General features: G+C 69.4%; 19 protein-coding genes and 1 CRISPR repeat array. Of the genes, 1 reads left to right on the forward strand and 18 read right to left on the reverse strand.

The genetic code is table 11. The features are described from left to right. Positions 1 to 110 precede the first annotated feature (110 nt). On the reverse strand, positions 111 to 1,046 hold the full coding sequence (locus CAP_RS16850) for an AraC family transcriptional regulator (protein ID WP_044241816.1): 936 nt from the start codon (positions 1,044 to 1,046) through the stop codon (positions 111 to 113). 97 nt (positions 1,047 to 1,143) lie between these two features. Here CAP_RS16850 and CAP_RS16855 point away from each other — a divergent pair, with 97 nt between their 5' ends. Then, positions 1,144 to 2,145, forward strand: a complete 1,002-nt coding sequence (locus tag CAP_RS16855) for an oxidoreductase (protein ID WP_044241818.1) — start codon at positions 1,144 to 1,146, stop codon at positions 2,143 to 2,145. Positions 2,146 to 2,166: 21 nt separating this feature from the next. On the opposite strand, the gene CAP_RS16860 is transcribed toward CAP_RS16855, so the two are convergent. From CAP_RS16860 to CAP_RS16935, 17 genes are all read right to left on the reverse strand, one after another. Beyond that, positions 2,167 to 2,364 carry a hypothetical protein gene (locus CAP_RS16860; RefSeq protein WP_044241819.1) on the reverse strand — a complete coding sequence of 66 codons (198 nt, stop codon included), beginning with the start codon at positions 2,362 to 2,364 and terminating at the stop codon, positions 2,167 to 2,169. A 26-nt stretch (positions 2,365 to 2,390) separates the two neighbouring features. After that, complete coding sequence (locus tag CAP_RS16865) at positions 2,391 to 2,726, reverse strand: caspase family protein (RefSeq protein WP_197041212.1); 336 nt, start codon at positions 2,724 to 2,726, stop codon at positions 2,391 to 2,393. Positions 2,727 to 2,986: 260 nt separating this feature from the next. Next, positions 2,987 to 3,607, reverse strand: coding sequence for a hypothetical protein (locus tag CAP_RS16870; protein ID WP_044241825.1), 621 nt, complete (start codon positions 3,605 to 3,607; stop codon positions 2,987 to 2,989). 1,793 nt (positions 3,608 to 5,400) lie between these two features. Further along, entirely contained in the window at positions 5,401 to 5,556 is a 156-nt protein-coding gene (locus tag CAP_RS50480) for a hypothetical protein (protein WP_156040879.1), read from the reverse strand. Between the two features lie 109 nt (positions 5,557 to 5,665). Continuing rightward, on the reverse strand, positions 5,666 to 5,950 hold the full coding sequence (locus CAP_RS16875) for a DUF3892 domain-containing protein (protein ID WP_044241827.1): 285 nt from the start codon (positions 5,948 to 5,950) through the stop codon (positions 5,666 to 5,668). Positions 5,951 to 5,974: 24 nt separating this feature from the next. Next, a complete protein-coding gene (locus CAP_RS16880) occupies positions 5,975 to 6,181 on the reverse strand; it encodes a hypothetical protein (RefSeq protein WP_044241829.1) in 207 nt (68 codons plus the stop codon). 48 nt (positions 6,182 to 6,229) lie between these two features. Then, positions 6,230 to 9,827: direct repeats of the CRISPR family, unit length 37 nt; unit sequence GTTTCAATCCACGTCCCCCTCGGGCGAGGAGGACGAC. Between the two features lie 197 nt (positions 9,828 to 10,024). Further along, positions 10,025 to 10,315, reverse strand: coding sequence for a CRISPR-associated endonuclease Cas2 (gene cas2, locus CAP_RS16885; protein ID WP_044241831.1), 291 nt, complete (start codon positions 10,313 to 10,315; stop codon positions 10,025 to 10,027). A gap of 9 nt (positions 10,316 to 10,324) precedes the next feature. Then, the gene (gene cas1c / locus CAP_RS16890) at positions 10,325 to 11,353 is read right to left on the reverse strand and encodes a type I-C CRISPR-associated endonuclease Cas1c (RefSeq protein WP_044241834.1); all 1,029 of its coding nucleotides are present in this window, start codon (positions 11,351 to 11,353) and stop codon (positions 10,325 to 10,327) included. Continuing rightward, positions 11,350 to 12,000, reverse strand: a complete 651-nt coding sequence (cas4, locus tag CAP_RS16895; RefSeq protein WP_044241836.1) for a CRISPR-associated protein Cas4 — start codon at positions 11,998 to 12,000, stop codon at positions 11,350 to 11,352. Before cas4 ends, cas1c begins: the two co-directional genes overlap by 4 nt. A 54-nt stretch (positions 12,001 to 12,054) precedes the next feature. Then, on the reverse strand, positions 12,055 to 13,047 hold the full coding sequence (gene cas7c / locus CAP_RS16900) for a type I-C CRISPR-associated protein Cas7/Csd2 (RefSeq protein WP_044241838.1): 993 nt from the start codon (positions 13,045 to 13,047) through the stop codon (positions 12,055 to 12,057). 16 nt (positions 13,048 to 13,063) lie between these two features. Next, positions 13,064 to 14,809: a type I-C CRISPR-associated protein Cas8c/Csd1 gene (cas8c, locus tag CAP_RS16905; RefSeq protein WP_044241840.1), complete on the reverse strand. Its 1,746-nt coding sequence runs from the start codon at positions 14,807 to 14,809 to the stop codon at positions 13,064 to 13,066. Beyond that, the gene (gene cas5c, locus CAP_RS16910; RefSeq protein ID WP_044241841.1) at positions 14,806 to 15,465 is read right to left on the reverse strand and encodes a type I-C CRISPR-associated protein Cas5c; all 660 of its coding nucleotides are present in this window, start codon (positions 15,463 to 15,465) and stop codon (positions 14,806 to 14,808) included. Before cas5c ends, cas8c begins: the two co-directional genes overlap by 4 nt. Before the next feature lie 12 nt (positions 15,466 to 15,477). Beyond that, a complete protein-coding gene (locus CAP_RS16915) occupies positions 15,478 to 17,751 on the reverse strand; it encodes a CRISPR-associated endonuclease Cas3'' (protein ID WP_044241842.1) in 2,274 nt (757 codons plus the stop codon). A 286-nt stretch (positions 17,752 to 18,037) separates the two neighbouring features. Beyond that, positions 18,038 to 19,036: a cyclic GMP-AMP synthase DncV-like nucleotidyltransferase gene (locus CAP_RS16920; protein ID WP_044241843.1), complete on the reverse strand. Its 999-nt coding sequence runs from the start codon at positions 19,034 to 19,036 to the stop codon at positions 18,038 to 18,040. A 156-nt stretch (positions 19,037 to 19,192) separates the two neighbouring features. Then, a complete protein-coding gene (locus CAP_RS16925; RefSeq protein ID WP_044241844.1) occupies positions 19,193 to 20,068 on the reverse strand; it encodes a serine/threonine-protein kinase in 876 nt (291 codons plus the stop codon). A 28-nt stretch (positions 20,069 to 20,096) separates the two neighbouring features. After that, positions 20,097 to 20,873, reverse strand: coding sequence for a sigma-70 family RNA polymerase sigma factor (locus CAP_RS16930; RefSeq protein WP_197041213.1), 777 nt, complete (start codon positions 20,871 to 20,873; stop codon positions 20,097 to 20,099). A 112-nt stretch (positions 20,874 to 20,985) separates the two neighbouring features. Beyond that, positions 20,986 to 22,785: an SAVED domain-containing protein gene (locus tag CAP_RS16935; protein ID WP_044241846.1), complete on the reverse strand. Its 1,800-nt coding sequence runs from the start codon at positions 22,783 to 22,785 to the stop codon at positions 20,986 to 20,988. Between the last annotated feature and the right edge of the window lie 80 nt (positions 22,786 to 22,865).

The raw sequence follows: 22,865 nt of genomic DNA on the forward strand, positions 1-22,865 counted from the left end.
CATCGAACGCGAGGCGTCCCGGTTCCCTGGTAAGTGAGAAACGTCTGATGCACAGCTTCCAACTCCGTCAGTGCAGTTGATGTCGCGAAACGGCACCTCCCCCGCACCCACTACCCTGCCAGCGACTCCGCCGCCCCTCGCGCCCCCGCCCGGTAGCGCCTCGGCGCGCTCCCCACGACCCGCTTGAACGCCGTGCTGAACGCGCTCTCCGACGCATACCCCAGCGCCTCGGCGAGTTCCGCCACGGATCTATCGCTCTCCCGGAGCGCCTGCTCCGCCAGCCGCATCCGCCATTCCGTCAGGTATGCCAGCGGCGCTACCCCCGCGACGGCCTTGAAGTAGACCGCGAACGCCGTGCGCGACATCCCCGCCGCCTTGGCCAGCTCTGCGAGGTGCCAGGCGCGGCTCGGTGTCCCGTGCATCAACCGCAGCGCAGGTGCGATCTTCGGATCGCTCATCGCCCGCAGCCTCCCGGCCGGCAGCGCGCCTGCCGTCGCCAGGTGGACCCGCAGGAGCTGCAGGAACATGAGCTGGGCGAGCTGCGCGGCTGCGAACTCCGACCCGGGGTGCTTGGAGAAGTGCTCTTGCACGAGCTGCTGGATGAGCCACCCGAGCATCGCGGCCTCACTGCGCCCCGCACAAAGATGGAGACTCGGCGGCAGGTGATCGACGAGCAGCCGCGCACTCGCCGCATCGAGCTGCACATGGCCACCGACGAAGAGGAACTCGTCTCCCTCGCCGAAGCGGAACATGCGCCGCGTCCCGTTCTCGTACGCCGCCAGGGCGTCCAGCGGTGGCACCACGAGATCGCTCGCCATCACGAACCCCCGCGGCGCCGCGAGCATGACCACGTCCCCCGTCTGGAGCTGCACGGTCTCGCCGCCATCGATGGCCAGCCAGCACGCACCCCGCGCCACCACGAAGAACTTGATCTTGTCCGGCGGCGGGAACCGCAACGCCCACCGGCCGCTCGCCTCGAGCCCTCCCGAGAGGACCGCCCGCGCCTTCACGAGGTCGAGGATGCCGGAGAAGGGATCGACGAACATCCTGAACTCTCGCGAAGGTTTCCTGAATCGTCAAACATTCTCCGTTCAGCGGCAGCTCCTTAGAGTGCGCACACCGAAACCGAAGGAGACACCGCCCATGTCCACGCCGCAGCAACCCATCCCCTCTGGCTTCACAGCCGCCTCGACCACCTCCGACGTCCTCCGGGGCCTCGACCTCACCGGCAAGACCGCCATCGTCACCGGCGGCGCCTCCGGCCTCGGCCGCGAGACCGTGCGCGCCCTCCGCGCGGCGGGCGCTCGGGTGATGGCCCCGGTCCGCGACCTCGCCCGCGCCACCGCGGCGCTCGCCGGCATCGACGGCGTCGCCATCGAGCCCATGGACATGCTCGACCCGGCCTCCATCGACGCCTTCGCCGCCCGCTTCCTCGCCGCGGACCAGCCCCTCCACATCCTCGTCAACAGCGCCGGCATCATGGCCTGCCCCCTCGCCCGCGACGCGCGCGGCTTCGAGTCCCAGTTTGCCACCAACCACCTTGGCCACTTCCAGCTCACCGCCCGCCTCTGGCCGGCGCTCGTCCGGGCCGGCGGCGCGCGCGTCGTCTCCGTGTCCTCCATGGGCCATTACTTCTCGCCCGTCGTTGTCGACGACCCCCACTTCGACCGCCGCCCCTACGACCCCTGGGCCGCCTACGGCCAGTCCAAGACCGCCAACATCCTCTTCGCCGTCGCCCTCGACGACCGCGGCCAGGCCTCGGGCGTGCGCGCCTTCTCCCTCCACCCCGGCGGCATCGCCGGCACCGGCCTGGAGCGCCACGTCCCGGTGCAGGCCCTCATCGACAACGGTGTCCTCGACGCCGACGGCAAGCCCATCCACGACCCCGCGCGCGGCCTCAAGAACGTCGCCGAGGGCGCCGCGACGCAGGTGTGGTGCGCGACCCACCCCCGCCTCGACGGCCTGGGCGGCGTCTACTGCGAGGACGTCGACATCGCGCCCCTCGCCCAGCCGCTCGGCGGGGCGTTCACCATGGCCGATGCCGCCATCCTGCGGGGCGTGCAGCCCTATGCCGTCGACCGCGGCACGGCGGCGCAGCTCTGGCACCTGAGCGAGCGCCTCCTCGGCCTGGAAGCCTGCCGGTAACCCGCGCCAGGACCATCCTCGTCACCCGTTGCCGCTCGGCGGCGCGCCCGTGGAGAGCGAGGGCACCCGGCCCTTCCCCGCGGAGAGCCCTGACACGCCCGCATGACAGCAATCGAGCACCACCGTGAGGTTCTCGCTCACGGCCGCGAGCTCGCCCTTCAGCGCAGCCACGGGGATGGCGTGCTCCAGCTCCGGCCCGCGCGTGCCGCTCGGGCACACCAGGAGCCCCTTCGCGTCCGTGTACGCTACATGAAGAGCCCTGTCGCCCCCGTCGCCCCCGTCGGCCCCGTCGCCCCCGTCGCCTCCGCGAGCCTGGCCGCGAGCCACCGCACGCCGGAGAGGATCCCCTGCGCGTTCGCGTCGCCCCCGTTCGCCTCGGTCGCGCCGTCGAGCCTCGCGAGGTCCACGCGCCCGCTCGTGAGGAGGCGCATGCGCTCCGGGGCGAGGCCGAGCTGCCGACCCATGCGCCAGAAGGCCACGGCGTCGTTGACGCTGCCGCGCAGGTTCGCCGCGCCCGAGGGATCGTAGGCGCGGTAATCGTCGACGCCTATGAACAGGGCAAACCCATCACCCTTCAACACGACGCTCCTCCAAAGTCCCGGAGGGGACTTCCAAGATCCCGGCCAGGGTATGGCAGCGCGGATGCCACAGGGTATTCACCGGTATTTCACCGCCCCTGCCGCCCGCGCGTCGCCACCCGGATCTCCGCGGTGAAGAGCTGGATCGACGCCCAGCAGGATCTGGCGTCCCGAGAGCCCCCACGTACCTTTGCTCTGGCGGCTGCCATCGCGCCGCTGGAGCTGGGCACGAGGCGGCCCCCGGAACTACCAGCGCCCGACGCTCACGCCTGCAGGGAAGCCGCGCCCTCGCCCTGAGCCCCGGCTTGGTCCGCGGCGGCTTGGTCCGCGGCGGCTTGGTCCGCGGCGGCTTGCTCCGCGCCCCCTGCTTCCACTGCTGCCACCGCGACCATCGCCGCCGCCGCTGCTTTCGCCGCGGCCTCCTCGTTCGCGCGCCGCGTCATCACGGCCCGCTTGCCGAGTTGACCCCGGTAATGGATGGTCTGCTCGAACGCCGTCAGCAGCATCGGATCCGTCCGCTTCGCGGCCTTCCGCACCGCCTCCACCACGAGCGTCACCATTCCCTCGCGCTGGTCTTCGAGGAGGGCCTCCGTCGCCGCGGCCACCCTGGCCAGCTCGTCCACGACCTTCTTGCAGGTGCGCACCTGGTCGAGCCGCTCACTCAGATCTGCGAGCTGCGCATCCACATCGTGGGCGAGTCGCAGCGCCCCCGCGTGCACCGGCAAGCGCGCCCTCAGCTCCTGCGCCACCTGCTCCCACCCCTCCTTTTCGCGCCGCAGCCCCCGCGTCTTCCTGTCGGGTAAATCGACCAGCGTCCCTTCGAGGCTCTGGAAATCGAAGGCAAGCGGACCCTTATACGGCTTCACGAGAAGCGTCGTCCTCATCGTCGTCGTTCCTTTGTGTTCGGTGCACTCCGGGACGGAGCGCGTGCGCAGTTCATGTACCAGCCCAGGGACACCGAGCCGGTACAGCTTCCCCCAGTGCATTCACCGGGGCCGAGTGTCAATCCTGCGATTGCAATTTCACGCACGCACGCGGCACGCTCCTCCACGCCGGATCGCCCTCCGCGAGGCCTCCGGACCGCTCCCATCCGCGCCTGCTATTCACCTCGCTGGCACACGGGATGCTATCGCCGCCAACGCACCTCTCGTGCCACTCCCCCGCCTCCCCCGTGTCGATGCGCCGCTCCTGCGCAAAGCAATGGCCATGCCTGAACGCGGATGTCTCCAGCGCGGTGCGGGCTTCGTGGTCCCCCGGCAGACCTGGCGGTTGCCCGGAGAGCCGCTGGGAGATGCGCCAGCACGGTGGACGACACGACCCTGCAAGACGGGGACATGTCCTCGCCGATCGTCGAGCACACGCCAGGGGTTCCGGTGCACCCACAAGGTGGGCTCACCCGGCGGTCGCTGGCTGCGCGGTGCGCGGCAGGAGGCGAGCGTCACGCGCCTGGATGCCGGGAACCCGTGTCGGTCCGCCGGGACATGGGTGGAGGGAAGCAGGAGCGCGGGGGAGGGGAGTGGTTCTATGTGGGAGCGAGTTGGCCTCACGTGACAGGGGGTTGGGTTCACGTGGACGAGGTTTGGGTTCACGTGGACGAGGTTTGGGTTCGCGTGGACGAGAGTTGGCTTCTCGTGGACGAGGTTTGGGTTTGCGTGGACGAGAGTTGGCTTCTCGTGGGAGCGAGTTGGCTTCTCGTGGGAGCGAGTTGGCTTCCCTCGGGACCGGTTTCTGATCGATGAACGTCGATCCACGAGCGCTCACGCGAAGCCACCTTCTCGTGACAGCGGTGCGCCTTTCCTTGAACGTGAATGCCGTTCGCGTGGGAGCGAAGGGCGTTCGCTCGGCAGAGAAGATCGTTCCCTGAACGTCGAACATCGATCCCGTGACAGGGAAGCCCGTTCCCTGAACGTCGAACGCCGATCCCGTGACAGGGAGCTGCGTTCTCGTGACAGCGAAGCAGCTTCGCGTGCCAGCGGTTGCGGACCGACGCACGAGGTGTGCAGACCCTCGTCGAGAACGCAGCATCACGTGACAGCGAAGGCCGTTCACGTGACAGGGAACCAACTTCCCTGAGCGTCGAACGTACTTGTCTGAAGAGAGCGCGCCGTTCTCGTGCCAGTGAGCGCCGTTCTCGTGCCAGTGAGCGCCGTTCTCGTGCCAGTGAGCGCCGTTCCCGTCCCAGTGGTCGCGATCTCCTGAACATCGGGCGCCGATCCCGTCCCAGTGGTCGCGATCTCCTGAACATCCAGCGCTGACCTCCTGCCAGAAGAGCGCCTCCACGTCCCTGGAGACGAGCTTCTTGCAGCCGCGGATGGCCATCGCCTGCCAGCGAGCCCGCGCCTCATGGCCAAGAGCGCACGTTGCGTGCCAGCGATCGCCAACCATGCCGTTGCAGGGCTGAACGACGCACCATCGCATCCGCACCTGCTCCCGGCGAGCGCGCCTCCCATCCTGGCGAGGCGGCACCCACCCCCACAGCCCGCGGACCCCTCCCCGAAGCACGCGGGACCTGTCGGCGTGACCGCAAATCCCTGGCGTGCCGCCTCATGACCCCCGCCCGCGAGAACCGTGCCAAGCACCCGCACGTGCGGATGCCATCCGTCATGGGTGCGCTCCCCTCCTGCGGGGTCGCCAGGCCCCGGGACCCCGCCGCCGCAGCGCGAGCCCTCCCTCTCCTCTATCTACAGAGCCCCTCTATCTTCTGCCTGGCGATTCCCTCGCCGAGGCGCTTGATGATCCGCTCGCGCTTCTCGGCGAGTTCCGCGTCCTCGTGGTACCTGCGCAGCTTGATGGCCTGATCGAATGGATCGAAATACTTCTGAACCTGAGCCATGGTGGTGTCTCCGTGAAGGTAAGAGGCAGCCGACGTCTCGGCCGCCGGTGGTTGCCGGTGGTCGTCGGGGGAGGCGGGCGCGCGCGGGGGGGAGGCCGTGTGCCCGCAGCTATCCGCAGCTCCTCAGGGACAGCAGGTTGTTCGGTTGCTCCCCGTCGTTCGCGGTCTTGAGGTACTCGCGTCCGTTCCGCTCGCCGATGATGACGGCGACGCGGGGGCCGTTCGGCGGAGCGACGTAGCAACTCACCCTTCGGCTCTTGATGTTGTCGATGGCCTGCTGCTGTGTGTCTCGCCAGCGCCTGCCGGCGTGCTCGCCGCCGACGGATGCGATGCCATCGTGGGCTGCCGAGCTGCCGGTCTTGATCACACCGTCGATGATGTGTGTCTCGCTCATGGGTTCCGTCCTTCAGGCGAAGCGTCACGGCGGGCGGGGGGCGCCGCCGAACCCTCGCTCTTCGAGGAAGATGCCGTCGCGTCCGGAATCGATCGCGGGCTCGCATCTTTTCTGGAGGGCGTCCCCGGGCGGTGCGGCTGCGGCATCGCTGCGGAGCGCTCCGGGGAGGGACGAGAGGGTGCTCAGGACCTCGGGCATGCCTGGGTGCTGCTCCGGCTTCTTGCTCAGCATCTGCGCGCCGAGCTGCGCGTCGTGGCAGCGGAGTTCGGAGGGGGCTCAGTTTCAATCCACGTCCCCCTCGGGCGAGGAGGACGACATGAGGCTCGCGACGACTTCAACCGAATCGCCGAGTTTCAATCCACGTCCCCCTCGGGCGAGGAGGACGACAGGCTCACGGGCGCCTGCGCCTGGTGCACCGCACGTTTCAATCCACGTCCCCCTCGGGCGAGGAGGACGACCCGGCGTGGATGACGAGGAGCGGCCGCAGCTCCCGTTTCAATCCACGTCCCCCTCGGGCGAGGAGGACGACGTGTAGCGTCCATGGGCGTCACGCCTGCTCAACCGTTTCAATCCACGTCCCCCTCGGGCGAGGAGGACGACACCGTCTTGTTCGCTCCCTGCGCGGCACACCGCCGGTTTCAATCCACGTCCCCCTCGGGCGAGGAGGACGACTGAGCTTGCAGAGATGGCGGAGTCTCTGCGACGGGGTTTCAATCCACGTCCCCCTCGGGCGAGGAGGACGACGCGGTTGGGCAGAGGGGACGTTTCGGCACCGTCAGGTTTCAATCCACGTCCCCCTCGGGCGAGGAGGACGACATGAGCTGGTACAACGCGACCGAGTTCCAGCGGAAGTTTCAATCCACGTCCCCCTCGGGCGAGGAGGACGACATGGAGAGCCGGTCATACTTCGCCACCTCGTGAGCGTTTCAATCCACGTCCCCATCGGGCGAGGAGGACGACCCGTTGGGGTGTCCGGCTCGGTGTCGGCCTCCCAGTTTCAATCCACGTCCCCCTCGGGCGAGGAGGACGACCCGCACGGATGGACGCGTGGACGTTGGCGTTGCTGTTTCAATCCACGTCCCCCTCGGGCGAGCAGGACGACCCCTCCAGGTGGGCATCGACGTGCCGGCGCACATGTTTCAATCCACGTCCCCCTCGGGCGAGGAGGACGACGCGTGCGCCGCTGACAGTGAGCGTGCAGGCAATGTTTCAATCCACGTCCCCCTCGGGCGAGGAGGACGACGTGCGCTCCCGGACGCCGTAGGGAGGATCGGCGTGTTTCAATCCACGTCCCCCTCGGGCGAGGAGGACGACCCGACACTGAGCCCGACTCGCCAACCGCCGTGCTGTTTCAATCCACGTCCCCCTCGGGCGAGGAGGACGACGTTGCCGTGCTTAAGCAGGCGCTTGCGGATCGTTGTTTCAATCCACGTCCCCCTCGGGCGAGGAGGACGACATGCCACAGGCAGCTTCGACAGGTGGCACCTCGGAGTTTCAATCCACGTCCCCCTCGGGCGAGGAGGACGACCAGCCGCGCCCGCGCTACCCATTGCATGGGCCCGAGTTTCAATCCACGTCCCCCTCGGGCGAGGAGGACGACCCCGTGATCGGTGTCGCACTCACAGGCCCTCGGGTTTCAATCCACGTCCCCCTCGGGCGAGGAGGACGACGCCAGAAGGACGGCACGGAGGGCTACATGCACCAGTTTCAATCCACGTCCCCCTCGGGCGAGGAGGACGACCGCCGCGCCCATGGCGGCTGCCGAAGAGCAGCAGGTTTCAATCCACGTCCCCCTCGGGCGAGGAGGACGACCAGGAGGGCTGAGACATGGCGAACGGTCTTGAGGTGTTTCAATCCACGTCCCCCTCGGGCGAGGAGGACGACCTTCGGCGCGTTGAGCGCGATCTCTAGCCGCCGCTGTTTCAATCCACGTCCCCCTCGGGCGAGGAGGACGACGCCGCGTGGCGTTCGGTCACCGGCACCAGGTCCCGGTTTCAATCCACGTCCCCCTCGGGCGAGGAGGACGACTCCTCTTCGAGGCCGAGGTCACCGGCAACGCGACGTTTCAATCCACGTCCCCCTCGGGCGAGGAGGACGACGCGACGTCCGCCTCCTTGGCGTTGGCCAACTCCAGTTTCAATCCACGTCCCCCTCGGGCGAGGAGGACGACTCGGCGACGAATTCGGCCGCCGTGCGGGTCTTGCCGTTTCAATCCACGTCCCCCTCGGGCGAGGAGGACGACCCGCCCTGGTGCAATGTCGTCGCCCCCTTCTGCGGGTTTCAATCCACGTCCCCCTCGGGCGAGGAGGACGACGCGACGTCCCGCCGCGGTGGGGCGCGGCGATCGAGTTTCAATCCACGTCCCCCTCGGGCGAGGAGGACGACTCGTAGGACTGGATGGCCTGCCCCGAGAGGCTCAAGTTTCAATCCACGTCCCCCTCGGGCGAGGAGGACGACTCGCCTTCGCTGACGGTCCGTCTCGGCGTGCGTGTTTCAATCCACGTCCCCCTCGGGCGAGGAGGACGACAAGGCCCTCCAGCAGCAGATCACGGCGCGCGACGCGTTTCAATCCACGTCCCCCTCGGGCGAGGAGGACGACAGCGCGGGTCCAGCAGGTGGACCTGGGGACGTGCGTTTCAATCCACGTCCCCCTCGGGCGAGGAGGACGACATCCGGCGCAACGTGCGGACCACCGGCGGTCTCGGGTTTCAATCCACGTCCCCCTCGGGCGAGGAGGACGACACAGCGTTCCTGTTCCTGTGAGCGAAGGCGAGGAGTTTCAATCCACGTCCCCCTCGGGCGAGGAGGACGACTCGATCCGCGCTCGCTCGCCACCTACCGCACAACGTTTCAATCCACGTCCCCCTCGGGCGAGGAGGACGACGAGTCAGAGCTGCAGCGGCGCGGGGCTCTTGGAGTTTCAATCCACGTCCCCCTCGGGCGAGGAGGACGACCCGGTGGACACCCAGGACATTTGGTTCCGCGTGTTGTTTCAATCCACGTCCCCCTCGGGCGAGGAGGACGACTCGGGTCGACCCACGACTCGTTCGTGGCCAGGCTGTTTCAATCCACGTCCCCCTCGGGCGAGGAGGACGACGTGGAGATTGATCCGTTCTGTCGGGGGGTGCTCGCGTTTCAATCCACGTCCCCCTCGGGCGAGGAGGACGACTCGATCATCTTCGCGTCAACGCAAAAGGAAAAGGTTTCAATCCACGTCCCCCTCGGGCGAGGAGGACGACTCGCGCTCTTTGGCGCCAATCCCGACGAAGATGTTTCAATCCACGTCCCCCTCGGGCGAGGAGGACGACCATCACGCTCTTCGCGGCGGCCTCGTCGAACAAGTTTCAATCCACGTCCCCCTCGGGCGAGGAGGACGACGAGGCCTTCCCGCCTCCGGCGTTCACGACTTTGTGTTTCAATCCACGTCCCCCTCGGGCGAGGAGGACGACCTGTTCGCGACGGACCATCCCGTCTTCAACAAGGCGTTTCAATCCACGTCCCCCTCGGGCGAGGAGGACGACGTCACGCCGGGCAGGACCCTGCCGAAGATGGTCACGTTTCAATCCACGTCCCCCTCGGGCGAGGAGGACGACCATCGAGGACTACGTGTTCGAGGCGCTCAAGGGGTTTCAATCCACGTCCCCCTCGGGCGAGGAGGACGACCGGTGCGCAGGGCAGGGTTGTACTGCTCGATGCAGTTTCAATCCACGTCCCCCTCGGGCGAGGAGGACGACTTGGCTACGCGTGGGCCCGCCCGGAGGGCGCGGCGTTTCAATCCACGTCCCCCTCGGGCGAGGAGGACGACCCGGCGCTTGTCAACAGTCTCAATGCTCATTATGAGTTTCAATCCACGTCCCCCTCGGGCGAGGAGGACGACGCTGATGTTCTTAAATAGTGGAACATACAGCGAAATTCCCGTCAATTTCGCGAACCTGGCGCTGCACGATCTGCGGGACCTGCCTTTGGACTGCCAGGCCGGTACAAACGTGTGGATTGTCAAGGAACGGGGGCGGCGCGAACCTCCCGGGGTTGGCGCGTCGGGCGGGGTTCGCGCGGCGACCTGGAGGGGGGCGGTTACACCACCAGCGGACCGCCGGGGTTGAGGGGCTCGCGCACGCCGTGGTGCTCGGTGCGGGCGGCATCGTTCTCACGGATGTAATAGAAGCGCAGGCTGTCGCGGGCTGCATCGTATTCCTTGAGCAGGCGGCTGCGCAGCTTGACCCAAGAGGGATCGTCGAGGCGGCACTCGAAGACCGAGTACTGGACGCGCACGCCGTGGTCCTTGCAGGCGGCAGCGATCTTGCGCAGGCGGCGGGGGCCTTCGGGGTCGGTGGTGGCGACGTCGTAGCAGATGACGATCATCATGAGGGAGGCTCAGCGGATGGCGAAGGGGGGATAGACGGGCAGGTCGCCGCGCAGGGTCCGCGCAAGGAGCAGGGCTTGGAGGTGGGGGACCTGGGTGTAGGTGGTGTCTTGCTCCAGGAAGGGGTGGCGGAGCTCGGCGCGCTTGGATTCCTGGTAGGCGACGAGGAAGCGTTTGCGGGCGTCGTCGGTGAGGCGGCAGCCGCCAGCGGGCTCGTGGACGAAGTCGGTGGCGGACATCTGGCCGCGGTTCACGAGGGCGAACACCAGACGGTCGACGATGGGGGCGCGCAGCTCCTCCATCAGGTCCAGGGCGAGGGCGAGGCGGCCGGGGCGCTCTTCGTGCAGGTAGCCGACGGCCGGGTCGAGGCCCACGCCGGTGGCGGCGGCGGCACAGTCTTGCATCAGGAGGACGTAGCCGAAGGAGAGCAAGGCGTTCAGGGGATCCAGCGGTGGCCGTCGGCTGCGGCCGGCGAACTGGAAGGTCTCGGGGTTGCGCTTGATCAGCGCGTTGAAGGCGCCGAAGTACTCCCTCGCGGCGGCGCCTTCGGTGCCGCGCAGGGCGTCCAGGGTCTCGGCGGTGGGGGCGCTGCGGAGGAAAAGGGCGAGGCGATCGGCGGCGGCAGCGAGGGTGTCGCGGGCGTCGGGGGGGGCGTCGCGGCGGGCGTGGAGGAGGAACTGGCGGGCGTTGGAGAGCTTGCCGACGACCATGGAGCGGGCGATGGCAAGGGTGCGCGTGGGGTCGTCGGCGGCGCGGTACTGCTGGCGGCGCAGGAGGACGTTGCCGCCCGGGAGGCCCTCGACACGCGCGAGGAAGCGGCCGGTGGGGGAGAGGAAGGCGACGTGCACGCCCGCCTCGGCGAGGGCGGCCATGAGGTCGGGGGTGACGGTGGCGCGGCCGAAGCACACCACGGAGGCGAGGTGGAGCATGGGGAGCTGCGCCTTCACCTCGCCGTCGATCTTGACCACCACGGTCTCGTGCTCCTTGTGGAGGAGCGCGCGCTCTGCGGTGACGAACAAGGTGTTGAGGTGGAGGTTCATGGGTCGGGGATCAGGGTCTGGAGGTAGCGACGGGCGCGGTCCGGGGCTGCGGTGACGGAAGGAAGGCAGGAGGGGGCGAGGGAGCACTTGCGGCAGCGCGGAGCCTCGGCGACCGCGGGGACGAGGCGCTCGGCGACGAGCTGGTGCAGCCGGCGGGCGGCGGACGCGGTGGCCTCGCGCAGGGCGGGGTCGAAGGTGACCTCCACGCGGCGGTGGCTCTCGCCGTAGAACAGGGCGCCTCGCAGGACGTCGAGCGCGTGCATCTCTTCGAGGCACATGGCCTGGGCGCAGAGCTGGACCTGGTCGGCGAGGAGGTGCTTCTGCTTGCCGCGTTTGTACTCGACGGGGAAGGGGCGGTGACCGCCCGGCACGGCGCGGTCGGGGTGGTACTCGACGGCGTCGGCGCGGCCGTACACGCCGAGGCGGCGGGAGCAGAGCATGACGCTGCGCTCGACGCGCACGCCGCGTCGCCGCTCGCCGCCGGGCAGGTCGGCGCGCTCGTGCAGCACCCGGCCCGCGGCGGTGGCGCCGTCCTCGCGCCACACCTGCTCCACGTGGATCAGGGCGGCCTGGCGCTCGCAGAAGACGAGGTGCTGGAGGCCGGAGAGGGCCACCAGCGCGTCGGTCTCGCTCAGGGCTTGGGTCATGCGGCGGGAGCGCTCAGGTCGTGGGTCATGAGGCTGGGTCGCTCGGCGCGGGGGTCATGCGGCGGGGCGCAGGACGGTGACGCCGGCGGGCAGGTCGCCGAGGCGGACGGCGTAATCGGAGAAGTCGCGGGGGGGCTTGTCGGCGTGGAGGCGGGTGACGTGCACCTGGTCGAAGAGGCGGTGGGCAGGGGCGTTGCCGAGGGGGCTCTCGTGGCGGAACACGATGAGGTCGCGCAGGGACATGAGGCCGCGGGCAGCGCTGCGGTCGTGTTCGAACATCTGCCGGAGGGACTCCCAGAGCAGCTCCAGGTCCTTCTCGGCGAAGCCGGTCTGGCGGGCGAGCTGCGGGGAGATGAAGCCGTGGGCGCGGTAGAGGCCATAGGGGACGGTGTTCTTGCGGCCCATGGTGCGGTTGTCGCCGCCCTGGCTGTCGGCTTCTTTCTGGGTGGCGACGGCCATGCGGGTGATGGCGTGCTCCAAGGTGAGGATGGGGTCGATGGAGCGGGCGAAGGTGAGCTGGACGGGGCCGCGGACCTGGCCGGCGTTGTTCTCCTTGAGGCCCATCACGGCGCCGAAGGTGCGGATGTCGAAGAAGTGGCTGCACATCCAGTCGCGGGCGCGGTCGATCTGGTCGCGGTCGGAGGCTTTGCGGCCTGACTCCGCTTTGCCCTTGGGGCCCTTGGCGGGCTTGGCGTCCTTGGCGGGCTTGGCGCCCTTGGCAGGCTTGGCGGGGGTCTCCTCGGGGTCGGGGGTGTCGTCGTCCTCGGCGGCGGGGGCGCTCTTGAGGCCGAGGGCGGCGTAGGCGCGGCCCTGCTGGGCGGAGAGGACGGCCTTCTCCTTGACGTAGATGTCGTAGCCCTCGGCGTCGGGGCGGCTGAGGGTGACGTAGTTGCGGACCTTGCGCTTGAGGCAGACGTCGGTGACCAGGCCGTGGCCAGTCTCGGGGTCGACGCGCGGGAGGTTGCCGGCGTCGGGGTCGCCGTTGGGGTTGCCGTCCTTCACGTCGAAGAGCAGCACGAAGTCGTAGCGGTTCTGGAGCTGGGACATGAGGTTCCTCCTTCGGTCAGGTGAGCGGGGACTGGGGGGCGGGTGTCGGGGCGTCGGCGGTCGCCTCGGCTTCGGTCGGGGTCTGCCGGCCCTCGAAGAAGCGCTCGCGCTGGTGGTAGTAGCCGATGGCGAACAGGCCCTGGTCTTCGAGGGGCAAGGTGCGGGGGAAGGTCTCGGGGGGGAGCGCGCCGATGATCTTGCCCTTGAGGCGCTCCAGCCAGCCCGCGCCCTCGGCCTTGGCGGCGTGGTGCACGGAGAGGCGGAGGAGGCGCGGGAAGACCAGCGCGGGCGTGGACGAGGCGGCGCCGAAGTAGCGGTCGCGGATGGTGGCGTTGATGTCTCCCTGCGCGACGCCCTGGAGCCGTTCGAGGACGGCGAAGAGGCGGCCGAGCAGGTAAGGGACGTGGGTTTGCTGTTCGTCGAGAGACACGGAGACCTCCGGGGCGGGTGACGTGCTGCGCGGGAGGCGCAGCAGGGTGGCTTTGACGAGGGAGCAGCGGAGGCGGAGCAGCCGTTGCTCGTACTGCTTGTCGGGGGGCAGGCGCAGGCGGTGCAGCGCGGCGGAGAGCAGCTCGCGAGGGAAGGGGGCACCCCGGAGGGCAGCGCCGAAGAGGCGGGCGGCGAGGTCAGGGCGGAGGCTGCGTCCGGAGGGGGTTTCCACGGCGTCGCAGAGAGCCTTCACGGCGACGGGGGCGGGCTCGCCAGGGCCGAGGTGCAGGTCGTCGAAGTAGCGGCGGACGTGGCGCTTCACGTCGGCGACCGTGGTCTCCATCCAGTCGCGCACGACGACGCGCGCGGCGTTGCCGCTGAGGGTGACGGCGTAGAAGCCGGTGGCGTCGAGGTCGGAGGGAGCGAGGCCGCGCAAGGGGGACTCGGCGAGGCGGATGGCGCTCTCGGCCGTGGGGGCGAAGAGGTCCGCGAACAGGTCGACGATGCCGTGCTGCTCGCGGGTCCAGAAGACGGTCACGGCGTCGGGGCCGACCGGCACGCCGTGGCGGAAGCGGCGCTCCAGGGTGCCCTCCAGGAGGTGATTGAGCGCGGTCACGTAGCCGTCGGCCGCGGCCTGGCTGACCGGGGCGTTGGCGCCCTGCTCGAGGCCCTGGGAGGTGAAGGACTCGGCGTTGAAGGAGACCAGCGCGGCGCCAGAGGACTGCGCTCCAGGCACGCGCTTGATGCTGCCGTGCATCCGGGAAGCCGGCGCGACCAGGCCCGTGATCAGGCACCGCACGGGCGCGGCGCCCTCGCTCGTCTCCCGCTCCCGCCGGCCAGCCCAGAAGGCGCGCACGGCGGGGCGGTCGTGCACGATCTGCCCGTCCTCCTCGCGCACGAAGGCGATCTGCTCGCTGCCCGTCCAGGCGGACGCAGGGCGCTCGGAGAGCAGCTTGCGCATCTGCTCGCGGCGGCGGGAGAGGAAGGTCGCGACGGCCAGCGCGCCCTCGTCGCGCGTCTCCTCCGCCAGCTCGCCGACGAGCCGCTGGAAGGCGAGTGCGCACTCCTCGTTCCGGGCGGTGTCGCTCCCGCCGAGGCCGAGCACGTACTTGGCGTTGTCGAAGAGGAAGCCCGGGGCGACGTTGACGGTGCGCTTCGGGAGGCGCGGCACGGGGGCCTCCAGGGCGCGGCCGCCCTCCTCGGTCGGGACCAGGGCGAGGAAGTCGCCCCTGTCATTGACCCGCAGGAGGAAGTCGATCCGCTTCTTCTCGTAGTGCGGGTCCTCGATGAGGCCCTTGCGCGAGGCGAGGTCGTGGAGCGCGCGCAGCATCATGCGGCACCTCCCGCCGCGTTCTCGCGCAGCACCTCTGCCCAGCTCGGCACCCGGAGCACGCCGCCGGAGAGGCGGGCCTCGAAGAACAGGGGGCGCGTCGCGCGGCCCGGCCGGTAATCGAAGTCGTAGAACATCATCCCGAGGGGGCGGTCCACGGTGGGCTCGATGGGCTGCAGGTCCGGCGGCGCGGGCTCCACCGAGGCGGCGAACTCCCGGCAGCCGAGGCAGGGGGCGTGGAAGCACTGCCCGCGCTCCAGGCGGCGCGCGAACATCTGCTCGAACTTGGTGACGTTGTCGTCCGGGCCGGCGCGCTCGGTCATGGCGAACGAGGCGGTGATCACGTAGTCGACGTCCCGAAGGGCGACGGTGTTGCGCTGCGCCCGGCGCGAGGGCTCGTCGGCGAAGAAGTCGAGCACCCGCGGCGAGGCCCGGTCGTTCACCTCGTTGCGCCGGAAGCTCACCCAGCGGATGGGGCGGAGCACGGCGATCTCGTGGATGTGCCAGCGGATCGCCGGCTTCCACAGGATGGCCTCGACGAGCCCGCGGGCCGCCGAGGGGGTCATCACTTCGTAGCTCACCCGCTCCACCTTCATCTCGGGGCGGGTGAAGCAGGCCGTGGGCCCGAAGGCGCGGATCTGGAAGCGGTTGCTGTGCATGGGTCTCCTTCGTCAGCCACTCGTGAAGTCGTCGATGACCAGCGACGCGGCGTCCGCGGCGCCCAGGCGCTCCGGGACCAGGCCGAAGCGGTCGCGGTCGTAGGCCGCCATGAACGGCTCTCCGAGCGCGACCACGGTCTCGGCCACCTCGCGCGCGATGCCGGCGTCCAGCCAGCGCCCCCGCGCGCTCCGCGGCACCGTGACCGTGTAGCGCTGGAGGAGGCGCAGCCGCGCGCGGCTCGGCCCGAACCGCTCCAGCTCGGCGAGGCACGCCTTCGCGCGCGCATCGAAGGGGATCATGAGCGGCGCCGACCATGCGTCCTCGATGAGGCGGAAGCGCTCTGCCACGCGCTGGAAGGCGAGCTCCTCGCGCGCCTCCTGCACCTGGTGGTGGTCGAGGTCCTTGGCGCCGTAGAGCTGCTGGAAGTAGCGCCGGGGCGCCTCCGGGGCGAACAGGTCCAGGTCGGGGTCAGCGCGGAGCATGCCGCGGGTGATGGCCAGCGCGGTCCTCGGCACGCCCAGCGGCGGCTCGGTAGGCGCGCGGAACACCCGCAGCTCGCCCGGGCCCTCCAGCAGCCCTTCGCGGTTGCACCGGCCCGCGGCCTGGGCGAGGGCGTCGATGCCGCCGAGCGCGCGGTAGACCACGGCGAAGTCGAGGTCCACGCCCGCCTCGACGAGCTGCGTCGCCACGAGGCGCACCGGCTCTCCGCGGCGCTTGCGCTCCTTGATGGCTGCGAGCACCTGGCTGCGGTGCTCCGGGCACATCAGCGCCGAGAGGTGGAGGGTCTGCGCGTGACCGAGCGCGGCGTCGAGGGCCTGGCAGAGCACGCGGGCGTCGTGGCGCAGGTGGACGATGGCCATCACGTCCCGCTCTCCAGCCAGCTCCTGCGCGAGCGCCGGGTAGGGGAGGGGCTCGTCCACCGCGGGCCAGCGGACCCGCACCCGGCGCAGCCGCGCGAACGCGCGGACCGAGGGCGGCACGATCTCCTGGACGGCGTCGAGGCCCACCGGGAGCCCCTGGGCGCGGCCGAGCGCCGGCTGGGTGGCGGTGCTGATGACGACCGTCGCGCCGTAGTCGCGCAGGAGGGCCTGCAAGGCGTCGAGGATGGGCGCGAGCAGGCCGGGGGGCAGGGTCTGGGCCTCGTCGAGGACAATGGCGCTGCGGGCCAGGCGGTGGAGCTTGCGGCAGGCGGAAGGGCGGGCGGCGAAGAGGCTCTCGAAGAGCTGCACCGTGGTGGTCACCACGACCGGGGCGTCCCAGTTCTCGCAGGCGACGCGGTTCTGCGGGGTCTCGCGCGCGGGGTCGAAGGCGCTGTGGTGCTCGACCACCGCCTCCTCGCCGAGCGCGTCGCGCAGGACGCCCGAGGTCTGTTCGATGATGGAGGTGAAGGGGATGGCGACGATGACCCGTTCGAGGCCGTGCCGGGCGGCGTGCTCCAGCGCGAAGGCCATGGAGGCGAGGGTCTTGCCGCCGCCGGTGGGGACCGTGAGGCTGAACGCGCCGGGGGGACTGGCGGCCGCCGCGCGGCAGGCGGCGAGCACCTCGGCGCGGACGCGGTTGACCTCGGAGCTGCGCGCGCCCGCCTGGAGGCGGGTGAGGTGCTCGGTGAGGCGCTCGCGGAGGACGGGGATGGCCGGGCCGTGGCCGCGGAGCGCTGCCCTGTCGCTGCTGAAGAACGCCTCCGTGTCCAGGAAGTCGGCGTCGCAGAGCGCAGAGAAGAGCATCCGGATCCACAGCTCGACGCGGCGCTTTCGTTCGGCCGGGGTGCCCGAAGCGAGGGCGGCCGGAGGCGCGAGCGGGGCGGCGCGAAGGAGGCGCTCCGGGGCCCCCCCCGCCTTCGCCTCGGCAAGACGATGGCGCTTCTGCTGGAGCCGCTCCAGCAGCGCGACACGGTCCGGCAATCCGGCATGGTGTCCGGCAATGGCGAACGCGATGACCAGACCCGGGTTGCCGAGCGCTTCAAGGGCGTGGATGGCGCCCGCTGACGAGTGGTCGACCTGCCCCCGCGCTCCAGCCTCCAGGTGCGCCTCGAAGCCGTTCGCTGCGCGGATCATCGCCTGGAAGTCGGCCGCGTACTTCCCGAGGTCGTGCCACAGCCCGCAGCGCCGCGCCCACTCCGCCGCGCCGAAGCGCTCCGCGTACGCGGCCGCGCGCTCGCCCACCGCCTCCAGGTGCTCCACGAGCAGGTGAGGGCGCCCCGTCTCGTCCAGGTGGGCGAGGGGCTCCGCGGTGACGCGCGCGGGTAATGCTGCAGATGACCTGGGGCTCGATGTGGAAGAAGTCACGGCCTCTCCGGAATGTGCGGGCAGACGACGCGCTACGGGGCAGGAACGTGCCCTCCTGTGAGTGACGCGAACGTTACTCAGCGGCCTGCAGGCTGAGCAAGAAACCAACCAGGCATTTCGCAGTGCCTGAAGACTGAGAATTCAGGCGCGTGAGGACCAATAGAGGGAGCGAGGAGCGTTCCCACGAGTCGGGCCAGAGGGCGCAAGCTGGCCATTCCTGGCACGCATCGCCGCGGTGCGGCGCGCGGGGGTCAGGCTCAGCACCGCGGGGCTGCGGAGCCGTCGCTCACGGGAGGGGGAAGTCGTTGCCGAACTCTTTCCGGAGGGTCTCGCAGGCCGTCTTGGCATCCGGGGCTGTCTGCGCCGCGCGGAGAGCGCTCAGCAAGGTCTCCAGGCGGGCGTGGAACTGCTTCATCTGTTCCGCGCTCATGCGGCAGCAGAGGTCGTCGTGGGGCTCTGCGGGGCAGCACACTTGCAGTCGCGTGGAGGCCTGTCCTTTCGCATCCACGCCGTGACGGAACTGGCTCAGCAGGGTCTCGACGAAGCGCACCAGGGCCGTCAGGATGTCGTGCCGCGGTGCGCCCTGTTCGTACGTGAACATGGGGGAGAACCAGTGGAAGACGGCCACGGCCAGCGCGATGCCGCGGGGAGCCATGTGGCCCTGAGCGGGGAAGCGGTGATCCTTCCAGCGCTTCAACGCGCGAACGGCCTGGCGGAATTGATTGCCTTGGTCCCCGGTGAAGCGGTCGTTGAGCAGGTCGGTGAGGGCCTCGGGGGCGGAGAGGTCCCACGTCTGGGCCTCCTTCGAGGCATGCGGCTTTCCGCGGGCGAGGTACATGCGGCGGTCAGGGTTGCGCGCGGCGCTCGAGTACACGGCGAGGTCCACGTGGTACTTGGGCTTGCCGGACTCCATGTAGGTCACGGTGACGCAGGACGTGCGCATCTCGACGCTGCTGGTGTGCTCCGCGACGGCGTTCAGGACCCACGTCTTGACCGCGACAGAGGGGTGGGCGTCCCTGGCCACGTCGAATTCGATGCCCACGTCGATGTCGTATTCTCCGCCGCTGCCAGGGATCGGCTTGACGCCCGTGCCGATGTCGTAGCTTCCCTGGTTGAAGGGCCGGTACGCGGGGATCGGCGCGCCAGCTTTTCTCTGCTGGGCAATCCCCTCGTTCAGGCGGTTGAGGATGTTCTTTCGTTTCTCGGCGAGAACTGCGTATTCGTGATGATTGCGCAGCTTGATGGTCTGATCGAACTGGTCGAAATACTTCTGCACCTGAGCCATGGGGCCTCTTCAGGCGAAGCGTCATGGCGGGCGGGAGGCGCCGCCGATGCCTCGCTCTTCAAGGGAGATGCCGTCGCGTCCGGAATCGATCGCGTGCTCGTGTCTTTCCTGGAAGGCGTCCATGGGCGGTGCGGCTGCGGCATGCCTGCGGAGCGCTCAGGGCAGGGAGGAGAGCGCGCTCAGGGCCTCGGGCATCGTGGGGCGGTGCATCGCCTTCTTGCTCAGCATCTGTGCGATGAGGTCGCGCAGCGGGGGGGGAGCCAGGCCGTCCAGGAGATGGATAGGAGGGGAGCGCAGCAGGTGCAGAGCCATCCAGTCCTTTTCACGTTCGGCCTGGAAGGGGAGATGTCCGGCCAGCATCTGGAAGAGGAGCACGCCGAGGGAGTAGACGTCTGCCCTGGCGTCGACGGTCTTCGCCTGCACCCACTGCTCCGGAGCCATGTATTCCCAGGTCCCGAGCACGTCGTTGCCACCCGTGGAGACCGGAAACACAGGGTTCGATGGTGCCCCTTCACCTCCGGCGACCGCGGCCTCCCCGCCCGAGAACTTGGCGAGGCCGAGATCTGCCAGCTTGAGTTCTCCAGATGCCAGATCCGTCTCCGCGAGCAGGATGTTCGTGGGCTTCAGGTCGCGGTGGACGATGCTCCGATCGTGCAGCGCGCACAGCGCCTCGGCGATGTGCGTGGCGGCGCGCACCGCGGATTGGCTCGGTTGCCGGCCACCCGAGCGTTGCAAGGCAGCCTCCAGGGTGTGCGGGAGCCATTCCAGCACCATGTACGGCGGGCCTTCCGGGGACTCACCCCGGGCGAACAGGGCGATGATCCGGGGATGCTTCAGCGCTTCGAGGACGCGCGCTTCGTTGTGAAAGCGCGTGAGCGTGTCCACGTGGAAGCACAGCTCCGGGCGCATCCGCTTGATGGCGACCTGGCGGCCGTCATGCACGTGGCGGCCCTCGTAGACGTCGCTCACGGCGCCGCTCCCGGCGCGCCCCAGCACTTCGTAATCTCCGAGACGCGAACCTGCTGCGAGCATGGATACGTCCTTTCCTTGGGGGTCGTGGTCAGCGGTCGTCGGCCGAGGCCCAGAGGGTCTGGACATGCGCGATCCAGTCGAGCATGGAGCGCAGGTCGTCCGCGTGAGCTGGGTGCTCGGCCAGGAAGGCCTCGGGATCCACCGGGCCACGGCTCTCCCGGCGGCGCAGGTACTCGAGGAGCGCCGTCGTGGCGCCGTCTGGCGAGGTGGCCTCCGGGAGCGCGCCGTCCGGATCGGCCTCCAGGCCTTCGTTCATCATCTTGCGCAGGGTCCTCATGCCGCGGGAGAGGAGGCCCCCCACCACGGGCTGGGTCCTGTTCATCTTCTGCGCGACCTCGGAGACGCGCAGATCGTGCAGGTGGCATAGCAAGATGGCTTCGCCCTGATCCGGCGGCAGGCGGTGGAGGAACGTGAGGAGGAGCCGGTACTGCTCTTTCCTGGCGACCACCTGGCTCGGGCTGTCCTGCAGGGCACACACCTCGTCGACGACGGTGTCCAGGGGGGTCGCGCCGCGATCGCTTCTCTTCTGGGTGCGGCCGGCGCGCTGGCTCTCCTTGACGCAGTTGGTGAGGATCATCCTCAGCCACGCGGTCCATTCATTCTCGGTCTTGCCATTGAACGAGGTGAACTTCTCGAAGGCGCGCTCCGCCGTGCTCTGCGCGATGTCGGAAGGACGGGTGATCCCGGGTCGCAAGCTGGCCCGATGCTGCGCGGCCAGCTTGTCGAGCTTCGGTCGCGCCCGGCGGAAGAGCGCTGCCAAGGCGGCGGCGTCTCCGGCACGCGCGCGCTCGAGCAGATCCTCCACGGAAGCCTCCCCATGCAGGTCCCGAGTCATCGCCTGTCCATGTTGGCGTTTCATCGCTCCGGCAATCTCTCCGTCGTGCTCTCCGCAGGCGAGAAGCGGCGTGGCGCGCCGGTCAACGCGCAGTCTGCTCTGCCGCGGCGCGCAGCACCTCCAGGATCGCCTCCCCGTTCCGTTCGCGCACCCCATCGAGCAGCGCGGTGATGGAGAAATCGTAGCGCGCGCCGTGCCGGTAGAGGCGGCCTTCGTGGTACACGCACACCTCCGGGGTCGTCACCAGGGCGGGATCGAGGGGGAAGTAGACCCGTTCGTCCTCCGTGATCAGCGTCGGGCCAGCCAGTTCGATGAGGGGGCGCTGGGCGAGGAGCACTAGGACGTCATGGAAGCTGGTCTGCTGCATGGCAGCGGCTTCGAGGAGCAAGTACTGCCAGTACCAGATGAGGTACCGGTTGAGGCGTCGCACCTGGATCCGACGCAGCGGCTGACCATCATCGTCGAAGGCCCACATCGTCTCGGTGGCGGTATGAATGAGGTCCCGGAAGAAGAGGGCCGGCCTCTCGACGTCCTCGGGAGACTCCGACGCCGTGAGCGTGTGCTCGTACAGCATTCCCCAGACATCGGAGTGGTAATCCATCTCTTCGAGCACCTTGGGGAACCGACCGATGCCTTTGCTGGAGGTCCGCGTCAGCGCTTGCGGTCCACGGTGGACCGCCTCGTGGAGCACGAGCATGCGCAACGCGCGTCGCCTCGACACTTCCTCGGGGATCCGGCACGCGAGTCGCGCCAGCCAGCGGTCGTCGATCTGCCATTCGCTGGCAGGGTTGAGCCGGAAGGTGTCTTCCACCTCGCGCGTCGCCACGTCGATTTTCGTCTGGTTCAGGGGGGTCTTCCAGAGCGGAGGCAGCTTCTTCCACATGCCGGCGAACACCGCGCCTTCGGCGGGGTTCCTCAGAATGGCGTCGGGCCATGACGTCCTGCCTTCTCCCTGTTCACGGCGTACCTGCCCCTTCATGCGACGGAAATCCCGGTCGAGGTTCTCGCGATCCAGCGCCGCCTGGGCTACCTCTTCCGGCCTGAGCGCGACGGGCTCCGGGGTCCTCGGGCCGTTGATGAGCAGCGCCGGCGCGTGGTACGGCCCTTCCTCGCTGCTGCGGGTGTACTGGTAGGTCTGCACGGCCGGGTGCATGGTCTTGCTGATCTGGGCGCCGAGGAGCAGCGCCATGCCGGTCTGCACCGAGGCGAAGAGGTGGACGCGCTTGATGCTCTTGAAGTTGTCGCCGATGCAGTCGAGCGCCTGCCGGAAGGCGCGGGTCACGTCGAGCATCTCGTCCATGGTGCTGAAAGCGTCCTCCGAGGGGTGCTCCAGGGCGATGTCGAGGTCGACCAGCACGGGCCCCGGCACGACGTCTCGCGTCACCTGTGCGTCGACCCGGTGCGAGGTGGAGACCCGGATGATCGCCTCGCCCGGTGAGCGGTCCTTGAAGTCGGGGAGCTGGAGGGGGGCCAGGCGCGCCGGTCGGCTCTCCTGAGAGGGGTGCCAGCCCCAGGTCCTCGCCTCGTGGTGGCGCGGGATGACTTCTAGCCGCTGCCAGGTCTCCAAGAGGTAGCCGAGGTAGAGGGTGAGCGGGACCGACGAGGATCCGAAGTAGAGGAGGCTGTAGTCGGGGTACTTGTCCCGGAGCGGCTTCACGCTGGTGTGAAACTGCTCGTCGAGCGCGCGCTGCTCTGCGCTCCAGTTCCGTGGTGCTCCCGGGGGCCGGAACGACTCGTCGTGGTTGAACTCCACGATCCGGTAAGGGAGGTCCCTGTAGGCCTCTGGCCGGGCATCGGTCATCTCGTCGGGGCTGATGTTGAGCAGCTCCGGCTGAGAGAGCAGGATGAGTCCACGAGGGGGAGGGGTGTCTGAAGGATGCATAGAGCTCCACGAGCGGCGCCCTCGACGGAGAGGCCGCTGATCCAGAGAGATGCGGTTTCGTGACGGGTCGATCGGGGGCG

It is taken from the genome of Chondromyces apiculatus DSM 436 (genome assembly GCF_000601485.1).
GTDB classification, from domain to species: domain Bacteria; phylum Myxococcota_A; class Polyangia; order Polyangiales; family Polyangiaceae; genus Chondromyces; species Chondromyces apiculatus.